Annotated in this window: 24 protein-coding genes and 1 riboswitch; of the genes, 14 read left to right on the top strand and 10 right to left on the bottom strand. The window is 71.8% G+C overall.

All coding sequences use genetic code 11. From position 1 onward, the window contains the following. Positions 1-89 precede the first annotated feature (89 nt). The 3 genes from AB0K05_RS30465 to AB0K05_RS30455 are packed head-to-tail and all read left to right on the top strand — an operon-like array spanning position 90 to position 1,897. On the top strand, positions 90-440 hold the full coding sequence (locus tag AB0K05_RS30465) for a DUF3263 domain-containing protein (protein ID WP_364233686.1): 351 nt from the start codon (positions 90-92) through the stop codon (positions 438-440). A gap of 40 nt (positions 441-480) precedes the next feature. Beyond that, complete coding sequence (gene otsB / locus AB0K05_RS30460; protein WP_364233683.1) at positions 481-1,248, top strand: trehalose-phosphatase; 768 nt, start codon at positions 481-483, stop codon at positions 1,246-1,248. Between the two features lie 37 nt (positions 1,249-1,285). After that, on the top strand, positions 1,286-1,897 hold the full coding sequence (locus tag AB0K05_RS30455; protein ID WP_364233680.1) for a hypothetical protein: 612 nt from the start codon (positions 1,286-1,288) through the stop codon (positions 1,895-1,897). 1 nt (position 1,898) lies between these two features. Here the strand turns inward: AB0K05_RS30455 and AB0K05_RS30450 are convergent, their stop codons facing one another. Beyond that, a complete protein-coding gene (locus AB0K05_RS30450) occupies positions 1,899-3,323 on the bottom strand; it encodes a trehalose-6-phosphate synthase (RefSeq protein WP_148035131.1) in 1,425 nt (474 codons plus the stop codon). A gap of 31 nt (positions 3,324-3,354) precedes the next feature. On the opposite strand from AB0K05_RS30450, the gene AB0K05_RS30445 reads away from it, so the two are divergent. The 5 genes from AB0K05_RS30445 (at position 3,355) to groL (ending at position 8,077) form a co-directional block, all read left to right on the top strand. Continuing rightward, on the top strand, positions 3,355-3,909 hold the full coding sequence (locus AB0K05_RS30445; RefSeq protein ID WP_148035130.1) for an RNA polymerase sigma factor: 555 nt from the start codon (positions 3,355-3,357) through the stop codon (positions 3,907-3,909). 89 nt (positions 3,910-3,998) lie between these two features. Then, positions 3,999-4,140, top strand: a riboswitch (SAM riboswitch). 13 nt (positions 4,141-4,153) lie between these two features. After that, positions 4,154-5,386: a threonine synthase gene (thrC, locus tag AB0K05_RS30440; protein ID WP_148035129.1), complete on the top strand. Its 1,233-nt coding sequence runs from the start codon at positions 4,154-4,156 to the stop codon at positions 5,384-5,386. A gap of 25 nt (positions 5,387-5,411) precedes the next feature. Further along, positions 5,412-5,687 carry a MoaD/ThiS family protein gene (locus AB0K05_RS30435; RefSeq protein ID WP_132331077.1) on the top strand — a complete coding sequence of 92 codons (276 nt, stop codon included), beginning with the start codon at positions 5,412-5,414 and terminating at the stop codon, positions 5,685-5,687. A gap of 251 nt (positions 5,688-5,938) precedes the next feature. After that, a complete protein-coding gene (locus AB0K05_RS30430) occupies positions 5,939-6,142 on the top strand; it encodes a cold-shock protein (RefSeq protein ID WP_148035128.1) in 204 nt (67 codons plus the stop codon). Positions 6,143-6,448: 306 nt separating this feature from the next. After that, positions 6,449-8,077 (top strand): chaperonin GroEL, encoded by a 1,629-nt coding sequence (groL, locus tag AB0K05_RS30425; RefSeq protein WP_345482967.1) that lies wholly within the window; start codon positions 6,449-6,451, stop codon positions 8,075-8,077. Between the two features lie 176 nt (positions 8,078-8,253). On the opposite strand, the gene AB0K05_RS30420 is transcribed toward groL, so the two are convergent. The 3 genes from AB0K05_RS30420 to AB0K05_RS30410 form a co-directional block, all read right to left on the bottom strand. Continuing rightward, the gene (locus AB0K05_RS30420; protein WP_364233676.1) at positions 8,254-8,673 is read right to left on the bottom strand and encodes a GNAT family N-acetyltransferase; all 420 of its coding nucleotides are present in this window, start codon (positions 8,671-8,673) and stop codon (positions 8,254-8,256) included. 59 nt (positions 8,674-8,732) lie between these two features. Then, entirely contained in the window at positions 8,733-9,197 is a 465-nt protein-coding gene (locus tag AB0K05_RS30415) for a YbhB/YbcL family Raf kinase inhibitor-like protein (RefSeq protein WP_148037097.1), read from the bottom strand. A gap of 136 nt (positions 9,198-9,333) precedes the next feature. Further along, positions 9,334-11,343, bottom strand: a complete 2,010-nt coding sequence (locus tag AB0K05_RS30410; RefSeq protein ID WP_364233674.1) for an AAA family ATPase — start codon at positions 11,341-11,343, stop codon at positions 9,334-9,336. A gap of 121 nt (positions 11,344-11,464) precedes the next feature. Between AB0K05_RS30410 and AB0K05_RS30405 the strand changes: the two genes are divergently transcribed. Next, complete coding sequence (locus tag AB0K05_RS30405; protein WP_364233672.1) at positions 11,465-11,794, top strand: hypothetical protein; 330 nt, start codon at positions 11,465-11,467, stop codon at positions 11,792-11,794. A 207-nt stretch (positions 11,795-12,001) separates the two neighbouring features. Here AB0K05_RS30405 and AB0K05_RS30400 read toward each other — a convergent pair whose 3' ends face one another. From AB0K05_RS30400 to AB0K05_RS30385, 4 genes are all read right to left on the bottom strand, one after another. After that, positions 12,002-13,654, bottom strand: a complete 1,653-nt coding sequence (locus AB0K05_RS30400) for a DNA repair helicase XPB (protein ID WP_148035123.1) — start codon at positions 13,652-13,654, stop codon at positions 12,002-12,004. 65 nt (positions 13,655-13,719) lie between these two features. After that, positions 13,720-14,067, bottom strand: coding sequence for a hypothetical protein (locus AB0K05_RS30395; protein WP_148035122.1), 348 nt, complete (start codon positions 14,065-14,067; stop codon positions 13,720-13,722). A gap of 66 nt (positions 14,068-14,133) precedes the next feature. Next, positions 14,134-15,615: an AMP-binding protein gene (locus tag AB0K05_RS30390; protein WP_364233668.1), complete on the bottom strand. Its 1,482-nt coding sequence runs from the start codon at positions 15,613-15,615 to the stop codon at positions 14,134-14,136. 43 nt (positions 15,616-15,658) lie between these two features. Next, a complete protein-coding gene (locus AB0K05_RS30385; protein WP_364233666.1) occupies positions 15,659-17,989 on the bottom strand; it encodes a helicase C-terminal domain-containing protein in 2,331 nt (776 codons plus the stop codon). Positions 17,990-18,034: 45 nt separating this feature from the next. Between AB0K05_RS30385 and AB0K05_RS30380 the strand changes: the two genes are divergently transcribed. Beyond that, complete coding sequence (locus tag AB0K05_RS30380; protein ID WP_364233664.1) at positions 18,035-18,847, top strand: hypothetical protein; 813 nt, start codon at positions 18,035-18,037, stop codon at positions 18,845-18,847. On the opposite strand, the gene AB0K05_RS30375 is transcribed toward AB0K05_RS30380, so the two are convergent. Further along, a complete protein-coding gene (locus AB0K05_RS30375) occupies positions 18,838-19,509 on the bottom strand; it encodes a TetR/AcrR family transcriptional regulator (protein WP_148035118.1) in 672 nt (223 codons plus the stop codon). The two genes, AB0K05_RS30380 and AB0K05_RS30375, sit on opposite strands and share 10 nt — an antisense overlap. Positions 19,510-19,650: 141 nt before the next feature. Here AB0K05_RS30375 and AB0K05_RS30370 point away from each other — a divergent pair, with 141 nt between their 5' ends. Then, the gene (locus AB0K05_RS30370; protein ID WP_219550101.1) at positions 19,651-20,271 is read left to right on the top strand and encodes an HAD hydrolase-like protein; all 621 of its coding nucleotides are present in this window, start codon (positions 19,651-19,653) and stop codon (positions 20,269-20,271) included. 91 nt (positions 20,272-20,362) lie between these two features. Then, positions 20,363-20,758: a cold-shock protein gene (locus AB0K05_RS30365; protein ID WP_148035117.1), complete on the top strand. Its 396-nt coding sequence runs from the start codon at positions 20,363-20,365 to the stop codon at positions 20,756-20,758. A gap of 2 nt (positions 20,759-20,760) precedes the next feature. On the opposite strand, the gene AB0K05_RS30360 is transcribed toward AB0K05_RS30365, so the two are convergent. After that, positions 20,761-22,281 (bottom strand): MFS transporter, encoded by a 1,521-nt coding sequence (locus AB0K05_RS30360; protein WP_364233660.1) that lies wholly within the window; start codon positions 22,279-22,281, stop codon positions 20,761-20,763. 212 nt (positions 22,282-22,493) lie between these two features. Between AB0K05_RS30360 and AB0K05_RS30355 the strand changes: the two genes are divergently transcribed. Further along, positions 22,494-23,294: a DUF3027 domain-containing protein gene (locus tag AB0K05_RS30355; protein ID WP_219550103.1), complete on the top strand. Its 801-nt coding sequence runs from the start codon at positions 22,494-22,496 to the stop codon at positions 23,292-23,294. Between the two features lie 58 nt (positions 23,295-23,352). After that, positions 23,353-26,382 (top strand): hypothetical protein, encoded by a 3,030-nt coding sequence (locus tag AB0K05_RS30350; protein ID WP_364233658.1) that lies wholly within the window; start codon positions 23,353-23,355, stop codon positions 26,380-26,382. Positions 26,383-26,438 lie beyond the last annotated feature (56 nt).

The following is a 26,438-nucleotide window of genomic DNA, read 5'->3' as shown; positions in this document are numbered from 1 at the left end:
GTGAACAGCCGCACTCGGCACATTACGATGGCGACGGGCCGCCTGCGCGCGAAGCCATCGTCGCGCCGCCCGTTCCTGAGGAGGACACCATGGACACTGCACCGTCAAACGGTGACAGTGCCGACCAGAGGGCCGACCAGAGGGCAGAGGACAGGGCAGACCAGGACCACGCCCAGGAACCCGTCCACCGGCCCCTCACCGACCGCGAACTCGAGCTCCTCGCCTTCGAGCGCCACTGGTGGCGTTACGCGGGCGCGAAGGAGCAGGCCGTCAAGGAGACCTTCGGGTTCTCCGCCACCCGCTACTACCAGCTGCTCGGCGAGTTGATCGACCGTCCCGAGGCGCTGGCGCACGACCCCATGCTGGTCAAGCGACTGCGCAGGCTGCGCGCCGCCCGCCGGCGCGAGCGCTCCGCCCGCCGGCTCGGCATGCGCCCCTGACCGGCTGGGTACGGCAGGCGGCGTGAGCGACATCCCTGGAATGGAAGCGATACTGAAGGATCCGGCCGGCGCCGTGATCGGGCTCGACTTCGACGGCACCCTCTCGCCGATCGTGCCCGACCCCGACACCGCCGTCGTCCACCCCGGCGCGCCTCCGGTGCTGGCCGAGCTGGGCCGGCACGTGGGCGCGGTGGCCATCGTGACCGGACGGCCGCCGGCCAAGGTGCTGGAGCTGGGGCCCGCGCTCAAGGACGTGCCGGGCCTGGTCATCCTCGGCCACTACGGCTTCGAGCGGTGGGAGGACGGGCGGACCTCCGCGCCCCCGCCGCCGGCCGGGGTGCCGCGGGCCAAGGCGAAACTGCCGCTGCTGCTCGGCTCGCTGGGCGTGACCGACGCGGCGATCGAGGACAAGGGCCGCGCGGTGGCCGTGCACACCCGCCGCTGCGCGGACCCCGAGGGCACGCTGGCCCGGCTGCGCGAGCCGCTGGCCGCGCTGGCGGCCGAGCACGGCCTGGTCGTCGAGCCCGGCCGGATGGTGCTGGAGGTGCGGCCGTCCGGCATGGACAAGGGGCACGCGCTCGGCGCGTTCCTGACCGAGCGCTCCGCCAGGTCGGTGCTCTTCGTGGGCGACGACCTCGGCGACCTGGCCGCCTTCGACGCGGTCCGCTCGTCGGGCCTGCCCGGCGTGACCGTGTGCAGCGGCTCCACCGAGGTCACGGCGCTGGCCGAGCGGGCCGACATCGTCGTCGACGGCCCCGAGGGCGTGGTGGCGCTGCTCCGCGAGTTGACGTCCGCTTTCAGCCGATAGTGACCAGTTTGCAAGTGGGCACCCCTATGGTCCGGGCATGAGCAAGAAGCACCTCGCCGCCGTGGCCGTGGCCGCGGCGGCGGTCCTCGTGGCCCCCGCCTCCGCGGCCGCCGCCTCCACGACAGCCGCCTCGGCCACCGCCGGCCCCGCCCAGGAACTGAAGCTGCGCAAGGGCCTGACCCTCTACATCCCGCTCAAGTGGGTGGTCCACCGGGTCGGCGCCGACCGGATCAAGGTGGTCACCGGACCCTGCGCCAACCCCAGGGGTGGCTTCTTCGCTCCCGGCTGCAAGAGCTTCTGGATCTTCGGCCCGAAGGCGATCAGGACGGGCGCCGAGGGCTTCGGCCCGTACGACGCCGGCAGGGGCGGCTACTACCCCGCCTCCGACGTGCAGAAGTGCCCGAAGAACGGCATGCTCCTGCGCGGCGAGCGGGTCGGCGCGCACAAGAAGGGCCTGCGCCAGGTCGGCCCCGGGCACAAGGCCCACTACCACGAGTTCACCACCCGCTGCCGCACCGGCAACGGGAAGAAGACCAGCGTCACGTTCACCACCCGCGAGTGGTATCTGCCGAAGTCGCAGATCCTCGTGGTCGACGAGTGGAGCACCGGGAACCTCGCCGACACCCTGAAGTACGCCGACTGGAAGTGATCTAGGCGAGCGCGTCGAGCTGGGCGGCCAGCCACTTCTGCGGGGGCAGCGCGGTGGCGGCCGCCTCCAGCCGCTCCCTGCGCCGGGCGCGCTCCGCCTCCGGCATCACCAGCGCCGCGTGCAGCGCGGCGGCGGTGCCGCTGATGTCGTACGGGTTGACCACCAGCGCGTGCGCGCCCAGCTCCGCGCACGCGCCGGCCTCCCGCGACAGCACCAGCGCGCAGCGCGGCGACAGGATCGGGCCTTCCTTGGCCACCAGGTTCATGCCGTCGCGGATCGGGTTGACCAGCAGCACGTCGGCCAGCCGGTAGGCGGCCAGGGAGCGCGGGTAGTCGTCGTTGACGTTGAGGATCAGGGGGTTCCAGTCCTCGGTCGCGTACTCGTCCTCGATCTCCTGCGCGCAGCGCTGCACCGCCGCGGTGTATTCGCGGTATTCGGGCAGATCGTGGCGGCTCGGGTAGGCGAAGGCCAGGTGGACGACGCGGCCGTGCCACTCGGGGTGGGCGTCGAGGAACTCCTTGTAGGCGAGCAGTCCGCGCACGATGTTCTTCGACAGCTCGGTGCGGTCGATGCGCACGATCAGCTTGCGGTCGCCGACCTCCTCCCTGATGGCCGCCATGTGCGACTCGACGTCGGGCTCGGCGGCGCGGGTCCACAGCGCCTTGCCGTCGACGCCCAGCGCGTGCACGCCGACGCGGGTGGTGCGGCCCTCGTACGTGATCGTCGCGGCCCGCTGGTCGACCTCGGCGCCCAGCACGGTCTCGCAGCAGTCCATGAACGCGCCCGCCCAGCGACGGGTGAGGAACCCGGCGTGGTCGGCGCCCAGGACGCCCTCCAGCACCTCGCGCGCCACCTCGTCGGGCAGCAGCGAGAAGTATTCGGGCGGGGCCCACGGCGTGTGGCTGAAGTGCGCGATGCGCAGGTCGGGCCGCTCGGCGCGGAGCATCGCCGGGGTCAGCGTCAGGTGGTAGTCCTGCACCATCACCCGGGCGCCGTGAGCGGCCCCCTCCGCCAGCGCGAGCGCGAACGCGCCGTTGTAGTCGCGGTAGGACTCCCAGTCGCGCCGGAACCGGGTGCCGAAGTGCGGCGCGTTCGGGATGTCGTAGAGCAGGTGGTTGACGAACCACAGCGTGGAGTTGGCCACGGAGTTGTAGGCGCGGTGGAAGGTGGCGGGCGCGATGTCGAGCATGCGCAGCGGGCCCGTCTCGTAGCCGGCGTGGTCGAGCCGGCCGCCGGGGGCCTGGCGGACGGCGCTGCGGTCGCCGTCGGACAGAGCCGCGCACACCCACAGCACGCCCTCGTCCCTGGCCACGCCGGACAGCCCGGAGACGAGACCGCCGCCGCCGCGTCTCATGGTGAGGACGCCGTCGTCGGACACGGTGAACGACACAGGGCCTCTGTTCGAGGCGAGCAGGACGCTGTTCATTTACGCTCCCTCCGACCATAGGATCCCAGCTATGGCGCTAGATGAGCACACCGAGGAACTCGCCCATGCCGCAGCCAGAGGCGATCATCGCTCACTCGGCGAGCTCCTGCGACGGATCGAGCCCGACGTGCTGCGGCACTGCGCTCGTATCCTGCCGTATCACCATGACGCCGAGGAGGCGGCCCAGGACACCCTGCTCGCGGTGGCGCGCAACATCGCCAGGTTCGAGGGGCGGGCCAGGTTCAGCACCTGGCTCCACATCGTGACCGCCAACTGCGCGCGCACCACGTACCGCTCGCTGAAGCGCAGGTCGGCGGAGCAGAGCTCCGACGAGCTGCTGACGCAGAAGCCCGACGTGCGGCGGGTCAGCGTGATCGCGGGCTCGCGGCTCGACCTGCTCGACGCGATGGAGGCGCTGGAGGCCGACAAGCCCGACCTGGCGCAGGCGCTGGTGCTGCGCGACATCGTGCAGCTCGACTACAGCGAGGTGGCCGAGCAGCTCAAGATCCCGCTCGGCACCGCCAAGTCGCGCATCCACCAGGCGCGCAAGTACGTGCAGGGTGTGCTGGGCGACGACTACCGGTGAGATCGTTCATCTCGGAGAGTGAGACGACTGTCCATGTCACGTGGTTGATTGGGTAGAGTCCGAGTCAGCAGCACCACACAACTGAACATTGCTCATCCAGAGGGGTGGAGGGACCGGCCCTGCGAAGCCCCGGCAACCCTCCCGGCTTGTGACTCGCGACCTGGCGAGGCCGACCGGGACAGGGTGCCAATTCCGGTCCGCGGTCAGGGTGGCCGCGGACGAAGATGAGGGAAGGCCTCGCTTCATGTCGCTCGACTTCGGTCCCGCCACTGCTCTCTCCTGCCGCGAGTGCGGCGCCCGCTATCCGCTCGGCCCCAACTTCGCCTGCGTCGAGTGTTTCGGGCCGCTGGAGGCGGCCTACGACTTCGGCGACGTCAAGAGGTCCGACATCGAGTCGGGCCCGGCCAGCATCTGGCGCTACCGTTCCCTGCTGCCGGTGCCCGCCGACGTCGCGAGCAAGCCCAACATGAACCCCGGCTGGACGCCGCTCGTCAAGGCGGGCAACCTGGGCCGGGCGCTCGGTCTCAAGTCCCTGTACGTGAAGGACGACTCGGGCAACCCCACCCACTCCTTCAAGGACCGGGTGGTGGCCATCGCCGTCGAGGCGGCCCGCAACTTCGGCTTCCACACGCTCTCCTGCTCCTCGACCGGAAACCTGGCCGGGGCCGTGACGGCCGCCGCCGCCAGGGCGGGCCTGGACGCGTGCGTGTTCATCCCCGCCGGGCTGGAGCAGGCCAAGATCGCCATGGCCCGCGTCTTCGGCGGCAGGCTCATCGGCATCGAGGGCACCTACGACGAGGTCAACCGGTTCTGCTCGGAGCTGATCGGGGACCCGATGGGCGACAAGTGGGGGTTCGTCAACGTCAACCTGCGGCCCTACTACGCCGAGGGCTCCAAGACGCTCGCGTACGAGATCGCCGAGCAGCTCGGCTGGCGGCTGCCTGAGCAGATCGTCATCCCGATCGCGTCCGGCTCCCAGCTCACCAAGATCGACAAGGGCTTCAAGGAGCTGATCCGGCTCGGGCTGGTCGACGACACGCCCTACAAGGTCTTCGGGGCGCAGGCGCTCGGCTGCTCGCCGGTGTCGGCCGCCTACAAGGCCGGCCACGACGTGGTCCAGCCGGTCAAGCCCGACACCATCGCCAAGTCGCTGGCCATCGGCAACCCCGCCGACGGCCCTTACGTGCTCGACATCGCCCGGCGCACGGGCGGCGCCGTCGAGGACGTGACGGACGCCGAGATCGTGGCCGCCATCAAGCTGCTGGCCTCCACCGAGGGCATCTTCGCCGAGACGGCGGGCGGCGTCACGGTGGGTGTGCTGAAGAAGCTCGTCGAGACCGGGCAGCTCGACCCGGAGGCCGAGACCGTGGTGCTCAACACCGGCGACGGGCTCAAGACGCTCGACGCCGTCGCGGCCGACGCGCAGCCCACGGCCGTGATCCGGCCCTCCCTCGACGCGTTCCGCGCGACTGTCTGACAATCAGGAAAGGCGAGACCATAACATGAGCGTTTCTGTGCGGATTCCTACCATCCTGCGCACGTACACCGGGGGCAACGCGGAAGTGAGTGGGGAGGGCGCGACTCTCCGTGACGTCCTGGCCAAGCTCGATTCCGACTACCCGGGGATCGGCGCCCGCATTCTGGATGAATCGGGCAAGATTCGGCGTTTTGTTAACGTCTACGTGGGGGAAGAGGACGTCCGATTCGCCCAAGGTCTGGACACTCCGGCCCCTGAGGGCACGCAGATCTCCATCATCCCGGCCGTCGCGGGCGGCTGAGCCCCCCGCTCGGCGGAGCGATCGTCTGGAAGGCGCCCCATGTGGGCGCCTTCTCCCTTTTGTGGGAAATTCAACCTTGAACTACTCAGCTAGGGGTGAAATAAGGCTTTTGCGGATTGACTCTGTTGCCGACCGCCATGCCACAGGTATGGTCGAGTGCGATCGTCAGACGATATCCCCATAAGTCATGGCGATTGTGGGTCTCGCAGACGAATGGGCGAGATCCCTGAGCCCAGTAAGAGGAGTCGGAAGTGGCGCAGGGCACCGTCAAGTGGTTCAACGCGGACAAGGGCTACGGCTTCATCGCGGTAGACGGTGGTAAGGATGTATTCGTCCATTACTCGGCAATCATGATGGACGGGTATCGCTCTCTCGAACAGGGACAACGGGTCGAGTTCGAGATCACGCAGGGCCAGAAGGGGCCGCAGGCGGAATCCGTCCGCGCTGTCGCCTAGCTGGTGCGACCGGCAGCTCGCACGCCAGCGCAGTGCGTGTGACTGCCACCTCACATTGGGGTACGGCGGGCCGCCCGGGGCCCGCCGTACGGACACCTTCGACGGCGATCTGTTGACCTGGCCAGGTGCGGAGTCAGCTTGCACTCGACAGGGTAGAGTGCTAAACAGTCGTTGGCACTCTATGTTGATGAGTGCCAACGGGGATCGAGACGATGGGGCCTGCCGAACGGAGATGTGGGCCCACATGCCGTCGCGGGCGTCGGCTCGATCTCACCAGGACACCCTGCATCTGGGAGGTCTCGCCTAATGGCAGCCAAGATGATCGCGTTTGACGAGGACGCCCGGCGCGGTCTCGAGCGCGGGATGAACCAGCTCGCCGACGCGGTGAAGGTCACGCTGGGCCCGAAGGGCCGCAACGTCGTGCTGGAGAAGAAGTGGGGCGCCCCCACGATCACCAACGACGGTGTCTCGATCGCCAAGGAGATCGAGCTCGAGGACCCGTGGGAGAAGATCGGCGCCGAGCTGGTCAAGGAAGTCGCCAAGAAGACCGACGACGTCGCGGGCGACGGCACCACCACCGCCACCGTGCTCGCCCAGGCGCTCGTACGTGAGGGCCTGCGCAACGTCGCTGCCGGCGCCAACCCGATGGCCCTGAAGAAGGGCATCGAGGCGGCCGTGGAGCGCGTCAGCGAGGAGCTCTCCAAGCTGGCCAAGGACGTGGAGACCAAGGAGCAGATCGCCTCCACCGCCTCCATCTCCGCCGCCGACCCCGAGATCGGCTCGCTCATCGCCGAGGCGATGGACAAGGTCGGCAAGGAAGGCGTCATCACCGTCGAGGAGAGCAACACCTTCGGTCTGGAGCTGGAGCTCACCGAGGGCATGCGCTTCGACAAGGGCATGACGTCGATGTACTTCGTCACGGACTCCGACCGCATGGAGGCCGTGCTCGAGGACCCGTACATCCTGATCGTCAACTCGAAGATCTCGGCCAACAAGGACCTGCTGCCGCTGCTCGACAAGGTCGTGCAGTCCGGCAAGCCGCTCCTCATCATCGCCGAGGACATCGAGGGTGAGGCCCTGGCCACCCTGGTGGTCAACAAGATCCGCGGCCTCTTCCGCTCGGTCGCCGTCAAGGCCCCGGGCTTCGGCGACCGCCGCAAGGCCATGCTCGCCGACATCGCCATCCTCGCCGGCGGCCAGGTCATCGCCGAGGAGGTCGGTCTCAAGCTGGAGAACGCCACCCTCGACCTGCTGGGCCGCGCCCGCAAGGTCGTGGTGACCAAGGACGAGACCACGATCGTCGACGGCGCCGGTGACGCCGACGCGATCGCCGGCCGGGTCAACGAGATCCGCGCCGAGATCGACCGCACCGACTCCGACTACGACCGGGAGAAGCTCCAGGAGCGCCTGGCCAAGCTGGCCGGCGGCGTGGCTGTCATCAAGGCCGGCGCCGCCACCGAGGTCGAGCTGAAGGAGCGCAAGCACCGCATCGAGGACGCCGTGCGCAACGCCAAGGCGGCCGTCGAGGAGGGCATCGTCCCCGGCGGTGGCGTGGCGCTGCTGCAGGCCGGCGCCAAGGCGTTCGACAAGCTGGAGCTGCCGGGCGACGAGGCCACGGGTGCGGCCATCGTGCGCAAGGCGCTGGAGGAGCCGCTCAAGCAGATCGCGGTCAACGCCGGCCTTGAGGGCGGCGTCGTGGTCGAGCGCGTCCGCAACCTCACCCCGGGTGAGGGCCTCAACGCGGCCACCGGCGACTACGTCAACATGTTCGAGGCGGGCATCATCGACCCGGCCAAGGTGACGCGTTCGGCGCTGCAGAACGCCGCCTCGATCGCGGCGCTGTTCCTGACCACCGAGGCTGTCATCGCCGAGAAGCCGGAGAAGACCCCGGCCGCTCCCGCCGGCATGCCCGGCGGCGGTGACATGGACTTCTGATCGAGGGTTCTCGACCCGAGGTTCTCGCGAGCGGCCCGCACCGGTGTTTCCGGTTCGGGCCGCTTCGCTTTTCCGACCGCCCTTATAGGCGGTTTTTTGTGCGCCGCCACTATCCGTATATCGCTGATAACGTTCTGATATACCTGAGCCGGCGAAAACGCCTCACTTCCGTAGCCCTAAAGGGGCTTGACCCATCGCGACCACTGCGGTTGGGGCGCATAACCCGCGGCGGTCCAGGCGTGGTGGGCGAGCGTGTTGTCATGAAGGACCATCGCGTCGGCCCGGAACGCGCCGAAGGCGGCGAAACGCGCCTCGGCGGCGGCCAGCAGGGCGGTGGCGACGCCCTTGCGACGGTGAGCCGGATGGACGGCCAGGCGATAGAGATGGGCACGCCACCCGTCCCAGCCCGCGATCAGCGTGCCGGCCAGCGCGCCGTCCAGCTCGGCCAGAAGCAGCGCATCCGGGTCGCGCTCGACCAGCGCCCGCACCTTGCCGGCCGAGTCGTGACGGTCGGTGCCCTCGGCGGCGTGCAGCCAGAACTCCAGGACAGCTCCGACGTCCGCCAGGCCCCCCGGACGGATCGTTAGATCGCTCATGGGGGCGAAGCTACCAAGGCGCGGCACCGCCCCCCGGAGGAGGCGGTGCGCTCGCGTGGTCAGATCCCGAAGTGCGGGACGATGTGGCCGCGCGCCAGGGTGTTGGCGGTGATGTTGAAGCCCACCACGGCCGGGCTGGTGTCGGTGTCGAGGCCGAGGGTGTCGACGCCGAGCGCGTGCACGGTGAACACGTAGCGGTGCGGGTCGCCGGGAGGCGGCGCGGCGCCGCCGTAGTCCTTGGAGCCGTAGTCGCTGCGGGCGTGCTTGGCGCCCTGCGGGAGACCCTTGAACTCGGGCGCGGTGCCGGCGCCCGTGGGCAGCTCGGTGACCGACGCCGGGATGTCGAACAGCACCCAGTGCCAGAAACCGCTGCCCGTGGGCGCGTCCGGGTCGAAACAGGTCACCGCGTAGCTGCGCGTCTCCGCCGGGGCGCCTGACCAGCGGAGGCTGGGGGAGAGGTTCTGGCCCGTCATGCCCCAGTCGTTGAAGACGTGGAGGTCGCTCAGCCTCTCCCCGTCCGTCATGTCGTCGCTGTGGACCGTGAGCGAGGGGACCGACGGCAGGTATTCGTGTGGCAGCGGTGCTGGCACGGCATCCTCCTTGGGTGAGAGCTCCTTGACGTCATCCTAGAAGTGATCCCCTACCCCGCCACCGTCCCTGTCACGGGGCGAGCTGGGGTGGCAAGGGCTTGCGGTGGAGGACCGTGAGCGAGGTGACGGCACGGGTGAGCACCACGTAGAGGCGGGCCAGGCCGCGGGGCTCGGCGTCGACGATGTCGGCCGGCTCCATCACGATGACGTGGTCGTACTCCAGGCCCTTGGCGAGCGTCGCCGGCACCACCAGGAGGCGGTGCTCCTGGGTGGAGTCGGGGTCGAGGACGGCGTGCGCGACGCCCGACAGCGACTCGGAGACGGCGGAGACGGCGGCGTCGGGGACGATGACGCCGATCGAGCCCTCGCGGGCCAGCGCGTCGCGGACCGCCTCGTGGAGGTCGCCGGCCGGCCGGATCGAGAGGGACCCGGCGCCGGGACGCAGGGACCGGGGCGGGGCGAGCCCGGGGGCGATCGACGGCAGCAGGCGGGCGGCGTAGTCGAGGACCTCGCGCGGCACGCGGAAGCCCAGCGTCAGCTCGGTGACCTCGCCGTCCTGCCCGAGATGCGTCAGGACCGACCGCCACGACGTGGTGGACCAGGGGGTGGTGCCCTGGGCCAGGTCGCCGAGCACGGTGGCGGAGCCGTTGCGGCAGCGGCGGCCGAGCGCCCGCAGTTGCATCTCCGACAGGTCCTGCGTCTCGTCCACGACGAGGTGGCCGAGCGAGGGCGTGCGCTCGATCAGGTCGCGCAGCTCGTCGAGGAGAGCCGCGTCGGCGGCGCTCCACTTGGCGGACTTCCATCCCCGGTACGGTTTCCGCCAGAGCAGCAGCTGCCGCTCCTCGGGCGACAGGTCGGACCTGGCGGCCCTGGCGAGGAACTCCTCGTCCGCCAGCAGCCGATAGAGCACCTGCTCGGGCACCAGCTTCGGCCACACCGCGTCCACCAGCTGCTTGACCGGCCTGGACCGGGCCACCGCGTCCTGCACCCGGTCGTCGGGTGACTCGCCGCGCTGCTCCATCCGTACGAGCACGAGGTGCGCGAGCCGCTGGGCGAGGGCGGCGCGGCCGGGACCGTAGCGGGTGGTGCCGCGCAGCGAGGCGACGATCTCGCGCACCTCGTGGTCGGCCACCCGGAAGCGGTAGGCGCCCTTGGAGTAGACCAGGCCCTCTTCCGGCTTGACGATGTGGAGCCACAGGGCCCGCTTCAGCACGGCCGCCATCCGGGCGTCGCCCTTGACCGCGCCCACCGCGGGGTCCTCGGGGGCCGCGTGGTCGCCCAGCAGGCCGGCGACCGTGGTCTGGTCGACCTTGACCTCGCCCAGCGCGGGCAGCACCGAGGAGATGTAGGAGAGGAAGGCGCGGTTCGGCCCGACGATCATCACGCCCGCCCTGGCGAGCCGCTCGCGGTGGGTGAACAGCAGGTAGGCGGCCCGGTGGAGGCCGACCGCCGTCTTCCCGGTGCCCGGCGCGCCCTGCACGCAGACCGTACGGGTGAGCGCGGCGCGGACGATCTCGTCCTGGTCGGGCTGGATGGTGGCCACGATGTCGCGCATCGGGCCGGTGCGGGGGCGCTCGATCTCCTCGGTCAGGATGCGTGACGGGCCGATCTCGGTGCCCTGGTCGAGCCGTTCGTCCTCGTACGCGGTGAGCGCGCCGCCGTGGTAGCCGAACCGGCGCCGCAGCGTGACGTCCATCGGGTCGGCGGGGCTGGCCTGGTAGAAGGCGCGCGACACGGGGGCGCGCCAGTCGATGACCAGGGGACGGCTGTCGCCGTCGTGCACGTGGCGGCGGCCGACGTGGATCGTGGTGGGCAGGTCGTCGGCGGCCGAGCGGTCGAGCCGGCCGAAGAACAGCGGGGTGTCGGGGTGGTCGGCCAGGGCGGCCACGCGCTGGTCGAGCAGCGACTGCAGGATCTGCTGCGACACCCAGTCGCCGGCCGCGTCGGCCGACAGCGACTGCGCGTGCGCGCGCATGGCCGCCAGCGCGGCCCTGGACTCGGCCAGATGGGCCTGCTCGGCGGCGAGGACGTCCGTGGGCAGGTCCGGGGGTATGTCGGGGGCCAGTTGGTCTGTGGGCATGCGAAAGTGCCTCCCGGCGCTCGGAGGTGGGTAACAAGGCAGCGAATCCGCCAGTTTAATGCGGCTGTCGGGGTGGCTTCAAAGCATTTAGCCGTCGCCGGGGAGGGGTAAGAAGTCCGGCGTGGCGCGTGTGCGACTCGGCTTCTCCCCGATCCTTCCCACGATCGCGTGCTTCCTGCTGGCCACCCTCTGGGGGCTGTCGGTCTTCGCGGGCTGGGGTCTGGAGGCGTTCTGTGGCGGGTCGTCGCCGTCCTGCGTCCAGCGGCTCGCCGTGTTCTCCTCGGTCTCCGGGCTGTTCGCCGCGGTGGCCGCCTGCCTGACGGTGGCGGCCTGGGCGCTGCCGGCGGCGCGGCAGGACGAGCGGACGTTCACCCGGTTCATGGGGCTGAGCGTGGCCTCGTGGATCGCCGCGGAAGGGCTGCTGTTCCTCGGCGGGCTGCTGGCGAAGTGAACACTCCTCGCAAACGGCGGACATATAACGAAATGCCGCAAAATCCGGGCATACCAGGTGGCATTGCCGGATCATCGGGTATGTCGCAGCCGGATTCGGTTGCGGTGGTGTGAGGACGCAGTGAGGGGGGTGGTTCGATTGTCGACGACCCGCGGAGTCTCTTGGACGTGAGACCGGGATGCCTGGCCGCTCGATGAGCGGCCGGGCTCACACCCCGCCCAGCACGTCGTCGGCGTCGATGATCGAGTAGGCGTAACCCTGTTCGGCCAGGAACCGCTGCCGGTGCGCGGCGAACTCCTGGTCGACCGTGTCGCGGCTGACCACGGTGTAGAAGCGCGCCCCGCCGCCGTCGGCCTTGGGCCGCAGCACCCTGCCGAGCCGCTGCGCCTCCTCCTGCCGGGACCCGAACGTGCCGGACACCTGGATCGCCACGCTCGCCTCGGGCAGGTCGATGGAGAAGTTGGCCACCTTGGACACCACCAGGACCTGGATCTCCTTGTCGCGGAAGGCCTGGTAGAGCCGCTCGCGCTCCTTGATCCTGGTCTCCCCCTTGATCACCGGCGCGTTCAGGTGTTCGCCCAGCTCGTCGAGCTGGTCGATGTACTGGCCGATGACCAGCACCTGGTCGCCCAGGTGACGGCGTACGAGCGCCTCGGTGACCTGGGTCTTGGACGGCGTGGTGGCGCAGAAGCGGTAGCGCTCCTCCGACTCGGCCATCGCGTACGCCAGCCGCTCCTCGTCGGTGAGCGTCACCCGCACTTCAACGCAGTCGGCCGGGGCGATCCAGCCCTGGTTCTCCATCTCCTTCCAGGGCGCGTCGTAGCGCTTGGGGCCGATCAGCGAGAACACGTCGCCCTCGCGGCCGTCCTCGCGCACCAGCGTCGCGGTCAGGCCGACGCGCCTGCGGGCCTGGAGGTCGGCCGTCATCCGGAAGATCGGCGCGGGCAGCAGGTGGACCTCGTCGTAGACGATGAGGCCCCAGTCGCGCGCGTCGAACAGCTCCAGGTGGCTGTAGACGCCCTTCCGCCTGGTGGTCATCACCTGGTAGGTGGCGATGGTGACCGGACGGATCTCCTTCTTGCTGCCGGAGTATTCGCCGATCTCGTCCTCGGTCAGCGAGGTGCGCTTGAGCAGCTCCTGCTTCCACTGGTGGGCGCTGACCGTGTTGGTGACCAGGATCAGCGTCGTCGCCTGGGCGTGCGCCATCGCGGCCGCGCCGACGATGGTCTTGCCGGCGCCGCAGGGCAGCACGATCACGCCGGAGCCGCCGTGCCAGAAGGAGTCGGCCGCCTCCTGCTGGTAGGGCCGGAGCGTCCAGCTCTCCTGGACCAGCTCGACCCGGTGGTGCTCGCCGTCGACGTAACCGGCCAGGTCCTCGGCCGGCCAGCCCAGCTTGAGCAGCGCCTGCTTGATGTTGCCGCGGTCGCTCGGGTGGACGGCCACGGTGTCGTCGCCGACGCGCTCGCCCAGCATCGGCTGGATCTTCCTGGCGCGCAGCACCTCTTCGAGCACGGCCCGGTCGGTGGAGGTCAGCGTCAGCCCGTGGACCGGGTGCTTCTCCAGCCTGAGCCGGCCGTAGCGGGCCATGGTCTCGGCGACGTCGACGAGCAGGGCGTGCGGCACCGGGTAGCGGCTGTAGCCGATCAGGGCGTCGACGACCTGCTCGGCGTCGTGGCCGGCGGCGCGGGCGTTCCACAGCGCCAGTGGCGTGACCCGGTAGGTGTGCACGTGTTCGGGCGCGCGCTCGAGCTCGGCGAACGGGGCGATGGCCTTGCGGCACTCGTCGGCCCTCTCGTGGTCGACCTCGAGCAGCAGCGTCTTGTCTGATTGGACGATGAGCGGGCCGTCGTTCACAGCCATCCCTTCAAACGGTTGACGCCTATCCAACACGCGCGACGGCCCAAACAGTCCCCCGGACGGGGAAATCAGTCGTCGAAGTGGCCGTTGACGCCCAGGTAGAAGAACAGGACGGCCATCATCAGGAAGCCGGCCACCAGCACCACCCAGCTCGCGACGGTGAGCGTGCGGGCCTTCTCGGGCGCCGTGCCTGAACGCAGGGACAGGCCGGCCAGGACGGCGCCGACGACGCCGAAGACGTTGCAGCAGGAGACGACGCTGAAGAGGTTGAGCGCGAGCGCGACGATGCCGCTGACGTTGGGCTCGCCGCGGGCGTGCTGCGGGGGCGGCGGGTAGCCGCCGTAACCGTAGGACGGGGGCGGCTGCTCCCCGTAGGGGGCGCCGTAGCGCTGGTACGGGTAATCGTCCTCGCTCATGCCACCTCCTGACGGGTCAAGAAATATCACGGATCGGGCAAGATCCTGACTCGGTCGCCGATCCTGCTAACCGGCGAACCGCGCCCGCAGCGCCTTGCGGTCGAGTTTCAGCACGCTGGTGACCGGGATCGAGTCGACGAACGTGACCTCGCGGGGATACCTGACGCGGCCCACGCGCTCCCTGGCCCAGGCGATCAGCTCCTCGGCGGCGACCTCGGCGCCGGCCGCGAGCTGCACGAACGCGACGACCTCCTCGCCCAGCCGGTCGTCGGGGCGGCCGACCACGCCCGACATGACCACGCCGGGGTGCTGGTTCAGCACGTCCTCCACGTCGCGGGGGAACACGTTGAACCCGCCCCTGATGATCAGGTCCTTCTTCCTGTCGACCACGTACAGGTAGCCGTCGTCGTCGACGCAGCCGACGTCGCCGGTGCGCAGCTCGCCGTCGACCAGCGCGGTGCCCTCGGGGTCGGGCTCGTGCTCGCCCCAGTAGCCCAGCATCAGCGACTCGCCGGACACGCAGATCTCGCCCACGTCGCCCTGCTCCACCGGCTCGCCGGACGAGTCGCGGATCGTGATCGTGTAGCCGGGCAGCGGCAGGCCCACGCTGCCGGCCTTGCGCCGCCCCGGCGGGTTGAACGTGGTCACCGCGCTGGTCTCGGTCAGCCCGTAACCCTCCAGGATCGTCACGCCGGGCATCCGCCGTTCGAACTCCGTCAGCACCTCCTTGCCCAGCGGGGCCGCGCCGCAGGTGAGGAAGGCCAGGTCGGGCAGCGGGTGCGACTCCAGCGGCTCGGCCAGCAGCATCTGCAGCATGGCCGGCACGACGGTGCCGTACTGGACGCGCTGCTCGGCGGCGAGCCGGAGGAACGCCCCGGGGTCGAACCAGCGCATCAGCACGGCCTGGGGCGGCTCGACGGCGTGCATCCCGGCCACGGTGACGATCAGGCCGTACGCGTGCGAGAGCGGCACCGGGACGATCGCCCGGTTGATCCCCTCCTGGTGGGACAGCTCGTAGGAGGCCTTCGCGACCTGCCACAGGCCCGCGTGGCTGAGCATGACGCCCTTGGCCCTGCCGGTGGTGCCCCCGGTGTACATCAGCGCGGCCAGGTCGCCGGGGTCACGCGCCACCGGGCCGTGCTCGGCGGCCCGCTCCAGCTCGGCGGTGTCCACGTACACCGGCACGTCCACCCCGGCCGCCCGCACCGTGCCGGCCAGCTCCGGCGAGGTGACCACGGCGGCGGCGCCGCTGTCGAGCAGGATGTGGCGCAGCTCGGCGGCGCCCACCAGGAACACCACCGGCGTCACCACCGCGCCCGCAGCCCACAGCGCCTGGCAGACGAGCGGCACCTCGGGGGAGGTGGCCATCATCACGACCACGCGGTCGCCGGGCCGGATGCCGGCCTCGACGAAGCCGCCGCAGACGCGCCGGGCCCGCTCGGCGAGGCTGTGGCTGCGGTGCCAGACCCCTTCGTAGAACATCGCGTCGTAGTCGTCGAACCTGCTCCATGACTGCTCGGCCAGACTGCTCAGCGTGTGCTCGGTCACATGCCCTAACTTCCGCCGACTCGCGGCACGCAGTCAACCCCGCTCAGACGCCGGACACGCCGGTGATGCGGTGCAGGGCGAAGCGGTGGACGGCGGCCCTGGTCTCGTCGTAGGCGGTCAGGTAGCCGCCCTCCATCCGGGCCGGCTCCAGGATGCGGGAGGTGGCGTTGCCCTGCGAGTCGGTGTAGCCGATCCACACCCGCATCCCCTGCCTGATCGCGTCCTGCAGCTTCGAGATCGTGGCCGTCGCGGGGGTGCGGGGCACCTGGCCGCCCGGGGCGTCGACCGGCTCGCGCCGGGACAGGTGGGCCGCGTCGCCCGCGCGCAGCGCCCGCACGGCCGCCGCCGCCACGCCAGGATCGGGCTCGCCGGTCGGGGCCACCTGGCGGACCGGGGCGGGGCCCTCGGTGCGCCTGCTGTCGAGCTGGGAGATGATCACGTCGCCGTCGAGCGACTCGGGGACCGGCGCGTACCCCATCGCCCGCAGCGAGTCGACCAGCACCGCGCGCGACGAGCGCGAGGCGATGACCGTCGGCGCCAGCCTGCGCAGGCGCAGCGCCGCCGACCGCCGGTCGGCGGTGATCTGGTCGAGCAGCGCCGGGTCGTCGCAGCGGACGTAGGCGCTGGCGGTGCCGACGCGGATCCGGCCGTGCCGCCGCGCCACGTCGGAGACGAGGTACGACAGCGCCTGCGGGACCGGCGTGGCGGAGTGGCGCTCCAGCATGGCCAGCAGCTCCTCGGCGGCCTGGCCGGCGTCGAGCGCGCGCCGCACCGAGCTCTCGCTGAACCGGTAGACGGTCGCGCCCCCTTTGGACTCCACGTCGGCGGCGAGCGTCATCCAGCGGTTGAGCTCGCTGGTCAGCGGGCCGGGCGCGACCGCCGTCAGATCGGCCTGCAGCAGCACGTGGTCGACCGGCTCGGGCAGCAGCGGGGCCAGCACCGGCGCGGCCTCCGCACCGGTGATCAGGGCCCGCCCGTGGCCCGACAGCACGCCGAGCCCGGTCAGCCCGAGCTGCTCGGCCTCGCGCAGCGCGAACTCGGTCAGCTGCTCGCGCAGCGGCCCCCGGCGGCGCGGCTGCTCCCAGGCCAGCCGTTCCAGCACCGAGTCGTGCGCCGGGGCGAGCCCCGGCGCGGAGGCCAGCACGCCCATCGTGGCCTTGCGCACCCCGGCGGCCGACGAGCGGCGCAGATCGGGGTGGAGCGCGTTGAGCGGCTTGTCGCGATCGTCACGCTCGCCGACCAGTCCGGGCACCCGGTCCATCGCCAGCCAGGCCGCGGCCAGCGCCACCCAACGGTCGGCGGTCGACCTGACCCGCCACAGGTCGTAGCCGCTGGTCGGCAGCCACTCGCCGTCGACGCTGCCGCCCGCCGCGACCAGCCCCGACGCGTACGCGACCTCCACCACCAGCGCGGCCACCCAGTCGGGCAGGTCGAGCTCGCCCGCCGTGCGCTTCATGTCGCGCACGCCCAGGCCCCCGGTGCGCAGCACGCCCGGCGGCTCGATGCTCCAGCGCTCGCACAGCTCCTCGACGGCCCGCACGAACGCGAACGCCTGCCCGGCGGCCGTGCGGTCGGCCAGATCCTGACCCCGGGACGTGCCCTCCAGCGAGGGCGGCAGCGCCAGCAGGTCGCGGTGCACCCGCCCGCCCCGCAGATACAGGCCCACCTCGCGGGGCAGCGTCACGCTCTCCTCACCCGCCGCCGCCAGCAGGCCGCGGGCCAGCAGCTGCTCGATCGGCGAGCGGGCGGAGGCGACGCGCACCTCGCGCCGGGCGTTCGGCACCCGCCCGGTGGGCGGGCCCCACGCGAGCTGCTCCAGCGCGGCCCGCGACTCCGGCGGCACCTCCTCGATCAGCTTGCCCGGCTCGGCCAGCGCCGCCGCCAGGCGCTCCCGGCCGGACCCGGTGGTGCCCGGCGCGACGTCGTCGGCCATCTCGTCGAGCTGCTCCGGCGCATGGTGGCGGAACGCCACGTCGGCGGGCGGGCCCAGGCCGGCCGGGTCGTCCAGCACCTTGCGCACGCCCGGGGCCAGGTCGAGCGCGCTGTCGGGCCCGTACACGAGCCCCAGGTCGCGCAGCCGGTCGAGCGCGGACGTCAGCGCCGGCTCCGGCTTGCCCGCCGCCAGCGCCGCCGCGACCGTCTCGCGCAGCGCGGTCTTCCTGACCGGGCCGTCCCGGACGGCGAGCGTCTCGACCACGGCGAGCGTGAAGCGGTCGAGCCGGTCGAGCACCCGGGCGATCGCCGACGGGCTGCTCGCCCGGGCGGCCAGGCCCTCCAGATGCGCCGGCACCGGAGTGATCAGCTCGGGGCGCGCGGTCACCAGCGCCCGCAGCTGCTCGTCGGTGCGCCCCCTGATCCACTCCGTGAACTCCATCGTTGCCATGGTATGTCCCTGCTGATTGGGGCAGCATTGCTAGGCGTGATAGAGCGAGCCGACCAGCTGATTCTCAACTACGTCAGCAAGGCCGCCGACGCGGCCCACGGCGTGCTGAGACCCGAGCAGCGGCTCGACTTCACCAGGCGGCTGCGTACCAGGATCGAGGCCGAGCGGCGCGGCAGCCAGAGCGCCAAGGACGTGACCAGGCTGCTCGCCCGGTTCGGCGACCCGGTGCTGCTGGTGGAGCGCGAGGCCCGCCGCCTCGCGGAGACCGCTCCCCTCGAAGCCGCCGCGGTCGCTCCCGCGGGGGAGGAGGCCACCGCCGCGTTCCCGAAGATCCGCGACGACGTGCCGCCGGGCGTGGCGCGGAGCAGGCGGGAGGCCGAGCGGCGGCTGGCCAGGGAGGCGCGCGGGCTGCCGTTCGCGGGGTTCCGCAGGGCCGCGATGTCCGTGGCGAACCCCATGGTCACCGAGGGCAGGGACGCCAGGACCGTGGTCAAGGAGCACCCCCGGGAGGTCGCCGCGCTGCTGGTGCTCGTGGTGGCCGCGCTCCTGGTGCCGTTCGACCTGGCGCCCGTGGCGATCTTCCAGGTGCCGGTGATCGCGTGGGCGGCCGGCTCGGCGATGGTGATGTTCAGCGACACGTGGGCCCTGCGCGACCGGCTGATCGGCATCGGCTCCCCGTTGCTCGGCTACAGCGCGGGCGGGCTGATCGTGGGGGGTCTGCGGGTCGGCGGCGAGCCGGGGCTGGAGGCGTTCGTGGTCGAGTTCTTCAACGCCAGCGGCGTCATGTTCATGGTCGGCACCGGCGTGAGCGTGGTCTGGCTGGCCTACCGGCTGGTCGATCAGGAGTGAACGGCCGCGGGCGACGGCAGCAGCCCGACGGCCAGCCGGACCCACGCCGCCACGAACTGGTCCTTCTCCGTGTGCCCGGGCGTCTCGCCCACCGTCTCCTGGAACAGCCGGTACTGCACGACGGCGCCGCCGAGCACGGCCGAGATGCCCTGCCAGTCGACGTCGGCCGACCGGTATTCGGGCTGGGCGTGGAACCAGGTCACGATGGCGTCGAACATCGGCTGCAGCAGCCCCTGCCGCACCACCGCCACCAGCTCGGGGAACTGGCTCAGGTCGCGGAAGAAGATGCGGGTCAGCTCCGACTCCTCGCGCACCTTGGCCAGCCCGGCCCTGCACAGGTGCGACAGCCGCTCCTCCAGGTCCTTCGAGGTCTCCATGGCGCTCAGCTCGGCGAGGCTGCCGGCGACCTGGCCGCGGGTCCTGGCGGCGTGCTCGTTGATCGCCGCCGACAGGACCTCGTACTTGGACTTGAAGTGCCGGTAGAGCCCGCCGGCGCCCGGTGAGAGGCCGGAGGCGGCCTCGATCTCGGCCACGGACGTGGCGGCGTAGCCGCGTTCGGCGAAGAGCCGCAGAGCCTCGTCGATGATCCGCTCGCGCGTGCTGGTGGCGGCGGCCTTCGCGGGTGTGCTCCCGGTGGCTCCCGTGCTCGGCGATCTGCTCATGTCGTTTCTGATACCTCCGCAGTGGAGGGTAGTCGCCGGCCCGCGGGGACCTTGACAGCCGGGCAGGAACCCTTCCGATGACTACGGTCCCACGACCCGAGCCGTTACGCGTATCGGGAGGTTCTTTGGCATCCTTCAGGTGTGGCGACTTCGGTGGGATTCGACCTGGACATGACACTTGCCGACACTCGGAACGGTATTGCTGCCGTCTATGACGAGTTGTCGGCCCGGCTCGGCGTGCCCATCGACAGCCGGAAGATCGTGACCAGGCTCGGCCCGCCGCTGGAGACGGAGCTGGCCAACTGGCTGCCCGCCGGGGAGATCGCGGCGGCGGCCGACCTCTACAGGGAGATCTATCCCGAGGTGGGGGTGCCCGTGCACGTCGCGATGGAGGGCGCGCACGAGGCCGTCGCGTGCGTCAAGTCGCGCGGCGGGCGGGTCATCGTGGTGACGGGCAAGAACCTGCGCGACGCGAGAAGCACGGTGCGGCGGCTCGGGCTCGACGTGGACGACGTGGTGGGCTCCGTTTTCGGCGCGGACAAAGGAACCGCGCTCACCGCTTTCGGCGCCGCCGCATATGTCGGCGACCATGTCGCGGACATCGAAGCCGCGCGGGCCGGAGGCGCGGTCAGCGTCACGGTCGCCACCGGCCCCTACACCACGGCCGAGCTGCGCGACCACGGGGCCGACGTGGCACTGGGCGACCTGACGGAATTTGCCGATTGGTTCGCCGGTTGGCAACGGAGTCGTGAACTCGTGTAATTCACCGGCATTTACCCGGTCGCTCTGCCGCGCTACGGGGCATAACCTACATCCATTCACCTAATCCACGACGTTCGAACGAGGTCCTCCTGTGCCGAGTGGCAAGGTCAAGTGGTACGACGCCGACAAGGGGTTCGGTTTCCTCACCCGCGACGACGGCGGTGAGGTCTTCGTGCATTCCTCCGCCTTGCCGGCCAACGCCGGGCCTCTCAAGCCCGGGCAGAAGGTCGAGTTCGGCGTGGCCGAGGGCAGGCGCGGCCAGCAGGCGCTCTCCGTGCGGATCCTGGAGCAGCCGCCGACGCTGGCCAAGACCAAGCCCAAGGCCAAGCGGAAGAAGCCGGACGAGATGGTGGTGATCGTCGAGGACCTGATCAAGCTGCTCGACGGGTTGTCCACGTCCTACCAGCGGGGCAAGCACCCTGAAGCCGCGCACGCGAAGAAGGTCGCGGTGGTGCTCAGGGCCGTCGCCGACGACCTCGACGTCTAGCTTCAGGGCGGGTTCGTCAGCGGTTTGGTGCGGTCGAGAGGCTCCGGCGGGGCGTACGGGGCCGTCTCGGCGTCCGCGGCGTCCTCCCGCGTCCGCGCCTTGGCCGCCCTGACGCGGGCGCGGCGCCGTACGACGAGCCAGCCCAGCGTGACGGTGAGCACGCACGCGAGCGTGACCAGCCCGGCCGCGCTGCTCTCGGTGAGCGACAGCCCGAGCCCGATCAGGCCGCCGAACACCCAGGCGAGCTGGAGGAACGCCTCGACCACGCCGAACGTCGACGAGCGCACCTCCTCGCCGATCTCGCGCTGCACGATCGCGTCCAGCGCGAGCTTGCCCAGCTCCTGGGCGAACGCGGTGACCAGCGAGATGGCCACCGCGGCCCAGAGCCCGAAGAGGATCGCGGTCACGGTGGCGGTCACCGCCGTCGTGGCGAGCGTCAGCAGGACGAGCAGGCCGGGCGCGTGGTTGCGGGTCCAGTTGGCGATCACCGCGCCGGCCAGGCCGCCCAGCCCGGCCGCGAGCGTCAGGACCGCGAGGGTCTTGGTCATGTCGAAGAACGGGTCGGGCGCGGGCGGCGCCAGCCACGGCACGACCTTGTCCTGCACCAGGAAGAGCAGGAAGAACAGCAGGAAGCCGGAGAACAGCCGGATGGCGACGTTGGCCCAGACCGCCTCGGCCACCGCCGGACCCACCTGGAGCAGCGTCCGCCAGCGCGGCGCCCTGCCCTCCTCGGGAGTCTCCTCCTCCAGGTCGGGCGAGTCGACGTGGCGCGGCAGCCGCACCGCGAACACCCCGGCGGCCAGGAACACCACCATGGCGACGCGCAGCATCGTGGCGCTGCCCAGCCAGAGCGTCAGCCCCGCCCCGACCGGCACCATCACGCCCGCCGTCACCAGTGAGAACAGCGCGACCCGCGCGTTCGCCGAGACCAGCGTGATGTCGGCGGGCAGCACGCTCGGCATGATCGCGGCACGCGACACGTTGTAGGCCTTCGACAGCACCAGCACGCCCAGCGCGCCCCCGAACAGCGTCAGCAGGTCCTGCGGGCCGACGGCCGCCGCCATCGCGAAACAGAGCAGGCCGCGGCCGAACAGCGTGCCGGCCATCACATAGCGCCGGCCCGACCTGAACCGGTCGAGGATCGGCCCCACGAACGGCGCGAGCAGCGCGAACGGCAGCATCGTGATGACCAGGTAGAGCGCCACCGGGCCGCGGGCCTCGCCGACGGGCACCCCGAAGAAGACGGTGCTGGCCAGCGCGACCGTGACGAGCGTGTCGCCGGCGCTGTGGCCGGCGGTCAGCTCGATCAGCCGGCCCAGGCCGGTGCGGTCGGCGCCGTTGGCGTGGGTGAGGCGGCGGGTGGCCCGGCCGACCGACCGCGCCGCGCCCGCGGTGGCCTTCCCGGCCCGCGCGGTGCCGCCGGCGGTCGCCTTGCCGGCACGCGCGGTAGCCCGGCCCGCGTCGGCGACGCCGCGCCCCACGCGCCGGGAGAGGTCGCGCGCTCGCTCCCAGCCTCCCTCCACGCTTACCAGTCTTACCCGATCGCCCCTCCAACCCTCACCCCCGCTTTCGCACCACTTGCGGTCATCTGTCGCGTCAGGACGCAAATCTTGTGGCGGAATCCGGTGTTTCGGGGAGGCGGCAGGCGGGAATGCGGGCTAGTCGGCCCCGGCACGGTCAGCCATGGGAGAGAATGAAGTGTGAGCGAACAGCACCTTTCGGCGGAGGCAGGCCGATGAGCCGTGCCAGGACCCGCTCCGCCGCGCCCGACCAGGCCTGTGTCGCCGCCGTTGACCTGGCACGCGACGCGGCCCAGGAGCTGGCGCGGCCGGGTGAGCCCGGCGAGCACCTGGGCTACGAGAGCGAGGGCGACCGGGTCGTCACCCACTACTTCGCCTGCCAGGACCGCGCCTATCGCGGCTGGCGGTGGGCCGTCACCGTCACCCGGGCGTCGCGGGCGAAGAAGGTGACGGTCAGCGAGGCCGTCCTGCTGCCGGGTTCCGGCGCGCTGCGCGCTCCCGAGTGGCTGCCGTGGAGCGAGCGCCTGCGCCCCGGCGACCTGGGCGTCGGCGACCTCCTGCCCACGCCGGAGGACGACGACCGGCTGGTGCCGGGTTTCGCCGAACTCGACGACGAGGCGGAGCAGCAGACGATTTTCGAGTACGGCCTGGGCCGGGCCCGTGTGCTCTCGGCCATCGGCAGAGACCGGACCGCCAGGCGCTGGCATTCCGGCGAGCACGGGCCGCACACACCGATCGCACACGCCGCTCCCGCGCAGTGCTCCACGTGCGGCTTCTACTGGCTGCTCGCGGGTGGGCTCCGGCAGCTGTTCGGGGTCTGCACTAACGAGTACGCGCCCGACGACGGCAAGGTGGTCGCCGCCGACCACGGCTGCGGCGCCCACTCGGAGGCGGCGGTGCTGCCGCCGCCCGTCGAGCAGGCCGTGCCCATCCTCGACGACCTGGGCTTCGACCTGATGGAGGAGGAGGCGGGCTCGGTCGGCGAATCCGACTCCGAAGAGCTCGGCCACTCCTGACGGTGCGGGCCGCTAGCCTACGGTGGCCCCGTACCGTTCGACCCCAGGATCGTGACCGATGACCGACACCTTTGGCACCGACCGGATGCGAGCCGCCGTGCTCGCCGCGTGGACGGCCTCGCCCGCCCGGTTCCGCGAGGACGCCAACGCCGAGGAGGACTTCGCGCTCGGCGGCTACCGCGACCGCCTGATCGTCGAGCTGGCGCAGAACGCCGCGGACGCGGCGCTGCGCGCGGGCGTGCCGGGGGTGCTCAGGCTGACGCTGCGCGGCGGCGTGCTGACGGCCGCCAACACCGGCGCGCCGCTCGACGCGACCGGCGTGGAGAGCCTGGCCACGCTCCGCGTGTCCGGCAAGCGTGACGAGGCGGGCGCCGCCGGGCGGTTCGGCGTCGGGTTCGCGGCCGTGGTGACGGTCTGCGACGAGCCGGTGATCGGCTCCCGCGGCGCCGGCTCGGTGCGCTGGTCGCGCGCGGAGACGGCCGAGCTGGTCGCCTCGGTGCCGGAGCTCGCGGGCGAGCTGGCCGCCCGTTCCGGCCACGTGCCGCTGCTGCGCCTGCCGTTCGAGGACGGCCCGCTCGACGTGCCCGACGGGTTCGACACCCTGGTACGCCTCCCGCTGAAGGACGACGCGTCGGCCCTGGCCGTCCGGCGCATGCTGGAGGAGGCGAGCCCGGCGCTGCCGCTGGGCATGCCCGCGCTGTCCGTGATCGAGATCGACCTCGACGGCGAGGTCCGCAGGGTCACCGCCGACGGCTGGCACGTCGTCTCCGAGTCCGGCGAGTTCGCGCCTGAGCAGGTGGCGGAGCTGTTCGCCGACCGGCCCACCGAGGAGCGGGCGCGCCCGTTCTGGTCGGTCCGCTGGGCGGTGCCGCTGACCGGCATCGGCGAGCCGGGGCCGCTGCCCGCCGCGGTGCCGCCGGTCGTGCACGCGCCGACGCCCAGCGACGAGCCGATCGACCTGCCCGCACTGCTCATCGCGTCGTTCCCGATGGCCACCGACCGCCGCCACGTGGCCAAGGGGCCGCTGGCCGACTTCCTGGTCGAGAAGGCCGCCGACGCCTACGTCCGGCTGCTGGAGGAGCTGCCGCGCACTCCCAAGCTGCTCGACCTGGTGCCTTCGTACATGGGCAAGGGCGAGCTCGACGCGCGCGTCCGCCGCGCCGTGCTCCAGCGCCTGCCCGACACGCCGCTGCTGCCCGCCCTGTCGGCGCCCGCGCCCGCCGTGCGGACGCCCTCGTTCGCCGACGCGGAGGTCTACGAGCCCGACGCCGAATGGCTGGTCGAGCACCCGTCGCGGGAGCCGGGCGAGGACGGCTGGGTCGTCTCGGGCCGCGAGGCCGCCGTGGTGGCCGGGTCGGGCGAACTGCTCGACGCCGTCGCCGCGTTCGTCCCCGGGCTGCTGCCCGCCGGCTGGCCCGCCCGGCATCCCGCGATGACCTCGCTGGGCGTGCGCAGGGTCGAGCTGTCCGACGTGGTCGACCTGCTTTCCGGCGAGGCGGTGGAGGGACGCGAGCCCTCGTGGTGGCGCTCGCTCTACGAGGTGCTGCCGGCCGACGACCCCGAGTCGCTCGGCGCGCTGCCGGTGCCGCTGGCCGACGGGCGGCTGGTGCGCGGCCCGCGCGGCACGCTGATCCTCACCGACGGCGGGTCCGCGCTCGACCTGACGCCGCTGGGGCTGCGCATCGTGCATCCGGAGGCCGCCCACCCCGCGCTGCTGCGGCTGGGCGCCGCCGAGGCCACCCCGCGCACCATCCTGGACGACCCGATCACCAAGGCCGCCGTCGCCCAGTCGCTCGACAACCCCGACGCGGGGCCGGTCGCGCACGCCGTGCTGTCCCTGGTCCAGGCGGCGGGGCTGGCACCGGGCGAGGCGCCGTGGCTGGCCGAGCTGGCGCTGCCCGGCGCCGACGGCGAGCTCTACCCGGCGGGTGAGCTGATGCTGGCCGAAGGGGCGCTCGCCGGGCTGCTGGAGCCCGACACCCACCTCGGCGTGGCCGCCCGCGAGCTGGAGGAGACCTACGGGCCGCGGGTGCTGGAGGCGGCGGGCGTGCTCGACGGGTTCGCCGTGGTGCACGACTCCGACGTGCTGCTCGACCGTGACGAGTGCGACCACGACCTCGACGGCGAGGACGAGTGGCTCGACCACGTGCTCGACCTGCTGCCGGAGCTGGACGTGCCGCCGGTGGTGCCGGAGTTCGCCGCCGTGCGCGATCTGGAGCTGGTCGCCGACTGGCCGGCGGCGCTGCGGCTGCTGACCCGCCCGCCGCTGCGCGCCGCTCTCCACCCGCTGCGGATCGAGGGCGTCGAGGTGCCCTCCTACACCGCCTGGTGGCTGGCCGGCCATCCGGTGCTGGGCGGGCGCAGGCCGCGCGAGCTGCGGCTGCCCGGCGCCGACCCGCTGCTGCAGGGCCTGTACGCGGACGCGCCGGAAGGGCTGGACGAGGGGGCGCTGGCCATGCTCGGCGTGCGCGGCACGCTCGCCGACCTGCTCGACTCCCACGGCGGCCCCGAGGAGCTGCTCGACCTCATGGCCGACGAGTCGATCGAGGTCGACCGGGCGCAGCTGCGTTCCCTGTGGGTGGCGCTGGCGGCGGTCGAGCCCGATCGGGTGGCGCCGCCGTCCCGGGTGCGGGCCGTGCTCGGCGGCGACATCGTGGTGGCCGCCGCCGAGGACGTCGTCGTGGTGGAGGCGCCCGACCTGCTGCAGCTGGTCACCGACCGGCCGCTGGTGCTCGCTCCCTACGACCTGGCGGAGTCCCTGTCGGAGCTGCTCGACCTGCCGCTCGCCGGCGAGGTGGCGGCCGGCGAGGTCACCACCGCCGGCGAGACCCGGCAGGTGCCGCCCCAGGTGCGCTCCCTGCTCCCGACGGCCCCCGAGACCTACGTCGAGCACGAGAAGCTGCTGGTGGACGGCGTGCCGTGCGCGTGGCGGTTCTTCGAGGGCGCCGTCCACTGCACCGGCCTCGACGGCCTCGCCCGCGGCCTGGCCTGGGCCACCGGCCAGTGGAACGACCGCCTAGCCGTGGCCGCCATGCTCCGCGACCCGTCCGCGGTCCCCCTGCTCCTGGCGGAGGCGGACCTGTCCTGATCTCCTGAAGAAGCGGACCGGTCCTGACTCCTGAAGAAGCGGGACCGGTCCTGAAC

Source organism: Nonomuraea sp. NPDC049486 (assembly GCF_040676925.1).
GTDB classification, from domain to species: Bacteria; Actinomycetota; Actinomycetes; order Streptosporangiales; family Streptosporangiaceae; genus Nonomuraea; species Nonomuraea ferruginea.
The sequence above is the reverse complement of the archived record's forward strand: the minus strand, read 5'-3'. Positions and strand labels throughout refer to the sequence as shown.

Coding starts and splice junctions, on each gene's coding strand:
- AB0K05_RS30410 (WP_364233674.1), bottom strand. CDS start 11,343: ATGCCCACAGACCAACTGGCCCCCGACATACCCCCGGACCTGCCCACG.
- AB0K05_RS30350 (WP_364233658.1), top strand. CDS start 23,353: ATGACCGACACCTTTGGCACCGACCGGATGCGAGCCGCCGTGCTCGCC.
- thrC (WP_148035129.1), top strand. CDS start 4,154: ATGTCGCTCGACTTCGGTCCCGCCACTGCTCTCTCCTGCCGCGAGTGC.
- AB0K05_RS30445 (WP_148035130.1), top strand. CDS start 3,355: ATGGCGCTAGATGAGCACACCGAGGAACTCGCCCATGCCGCAGCCAGA.
- AB0K05_RS30455 (WP_364233680.1), top strand. CDS start 1,286: ATGAGCAAGAAGCACCTCGCCGCCGTGGCCGTGGCCGCGGCGGCGGTC.
- AB0K05_RS30450 (WP_148035131.1), bottom strand. CDS start 3,323: ATGAACAGCGTCCTGCTCGCCTCGAACAGAGGCCCTGTGTCGTTCACC.
- AB0K05_RS30420 (WP_364233676.1), bottom strand. CDS start 8,673: ATGAGCGATCTAACGATCCGTCCGGGGGGCCTGGCGGACGTCGGAGCT.
- AB0K05_RS30435 (WP_132331077.1), top strand. CDS start 5,412: ATGAGCGTTTCTGTGCGGATTCCTACCATCCTGCGCACGTACACCGGG.
- AB0K05_RS30465 (WP_364233686.1), top strand. CDS start 90: ATGGACACTGCACCGTCAAACGGTGACAGTGCCGACCAGAGGGCCGAC.
- AB0K05_RS30415 (WP_148037097.1), bottom strand. CDS start 9,197: ATGACGGACGGGGAGAGGCTGAGCGACCTCCACGTCTTCAACGACTGG.
- AB0K05_RS30400 (WP_148035123.1), bottom strand. CDS start 13,654: ATGGCTGTGAACGACGGCCCGCTCATCGTCCAATCAGACAAGACGCTG.
- AB0K05_RS30355 (WP_219550103.1), top strand. CDS start 22,494: ATGAGCCGTGCCAGGACCCGCTCCGCCGCGCCCGACCAGGCCTGTGTC.
- AB0K05_RS30385 (WP_364233666.1), bottom strand. CDS start 17,989: ATGGAGTTCACGGAGTGGATCAGGGGGCGCACCGACGAGCAGCTGCGG.
- AB0K05_RS30375 (WP_148035118.1), bottom strand. CDS start 19,509: ATGAGCAGATCGCCGAGCACGGGAGCCACCGGGAGCACACCCGCGAAG.
- AB0K05_RS30395 (WP_148035122.1), bottom strand. CDS start 14,067: ATGAGCGAGGACGATTACCCGTACCAGCGCTACGGCGCCCCCTACGGG.
- groL (WP_345482967.1), top strand. CDS start 6,449: ATGGCAGCCAAGATGATCGCGTTTGACGAGGACGCCCGGCGCGGTCTC.
- otsB (WP_364233683.1), top strand. CDS start 481: ATGGAAGCGATACTGAAGGATCCGGCCGGCGCCGTGATCGGGCTCGAC.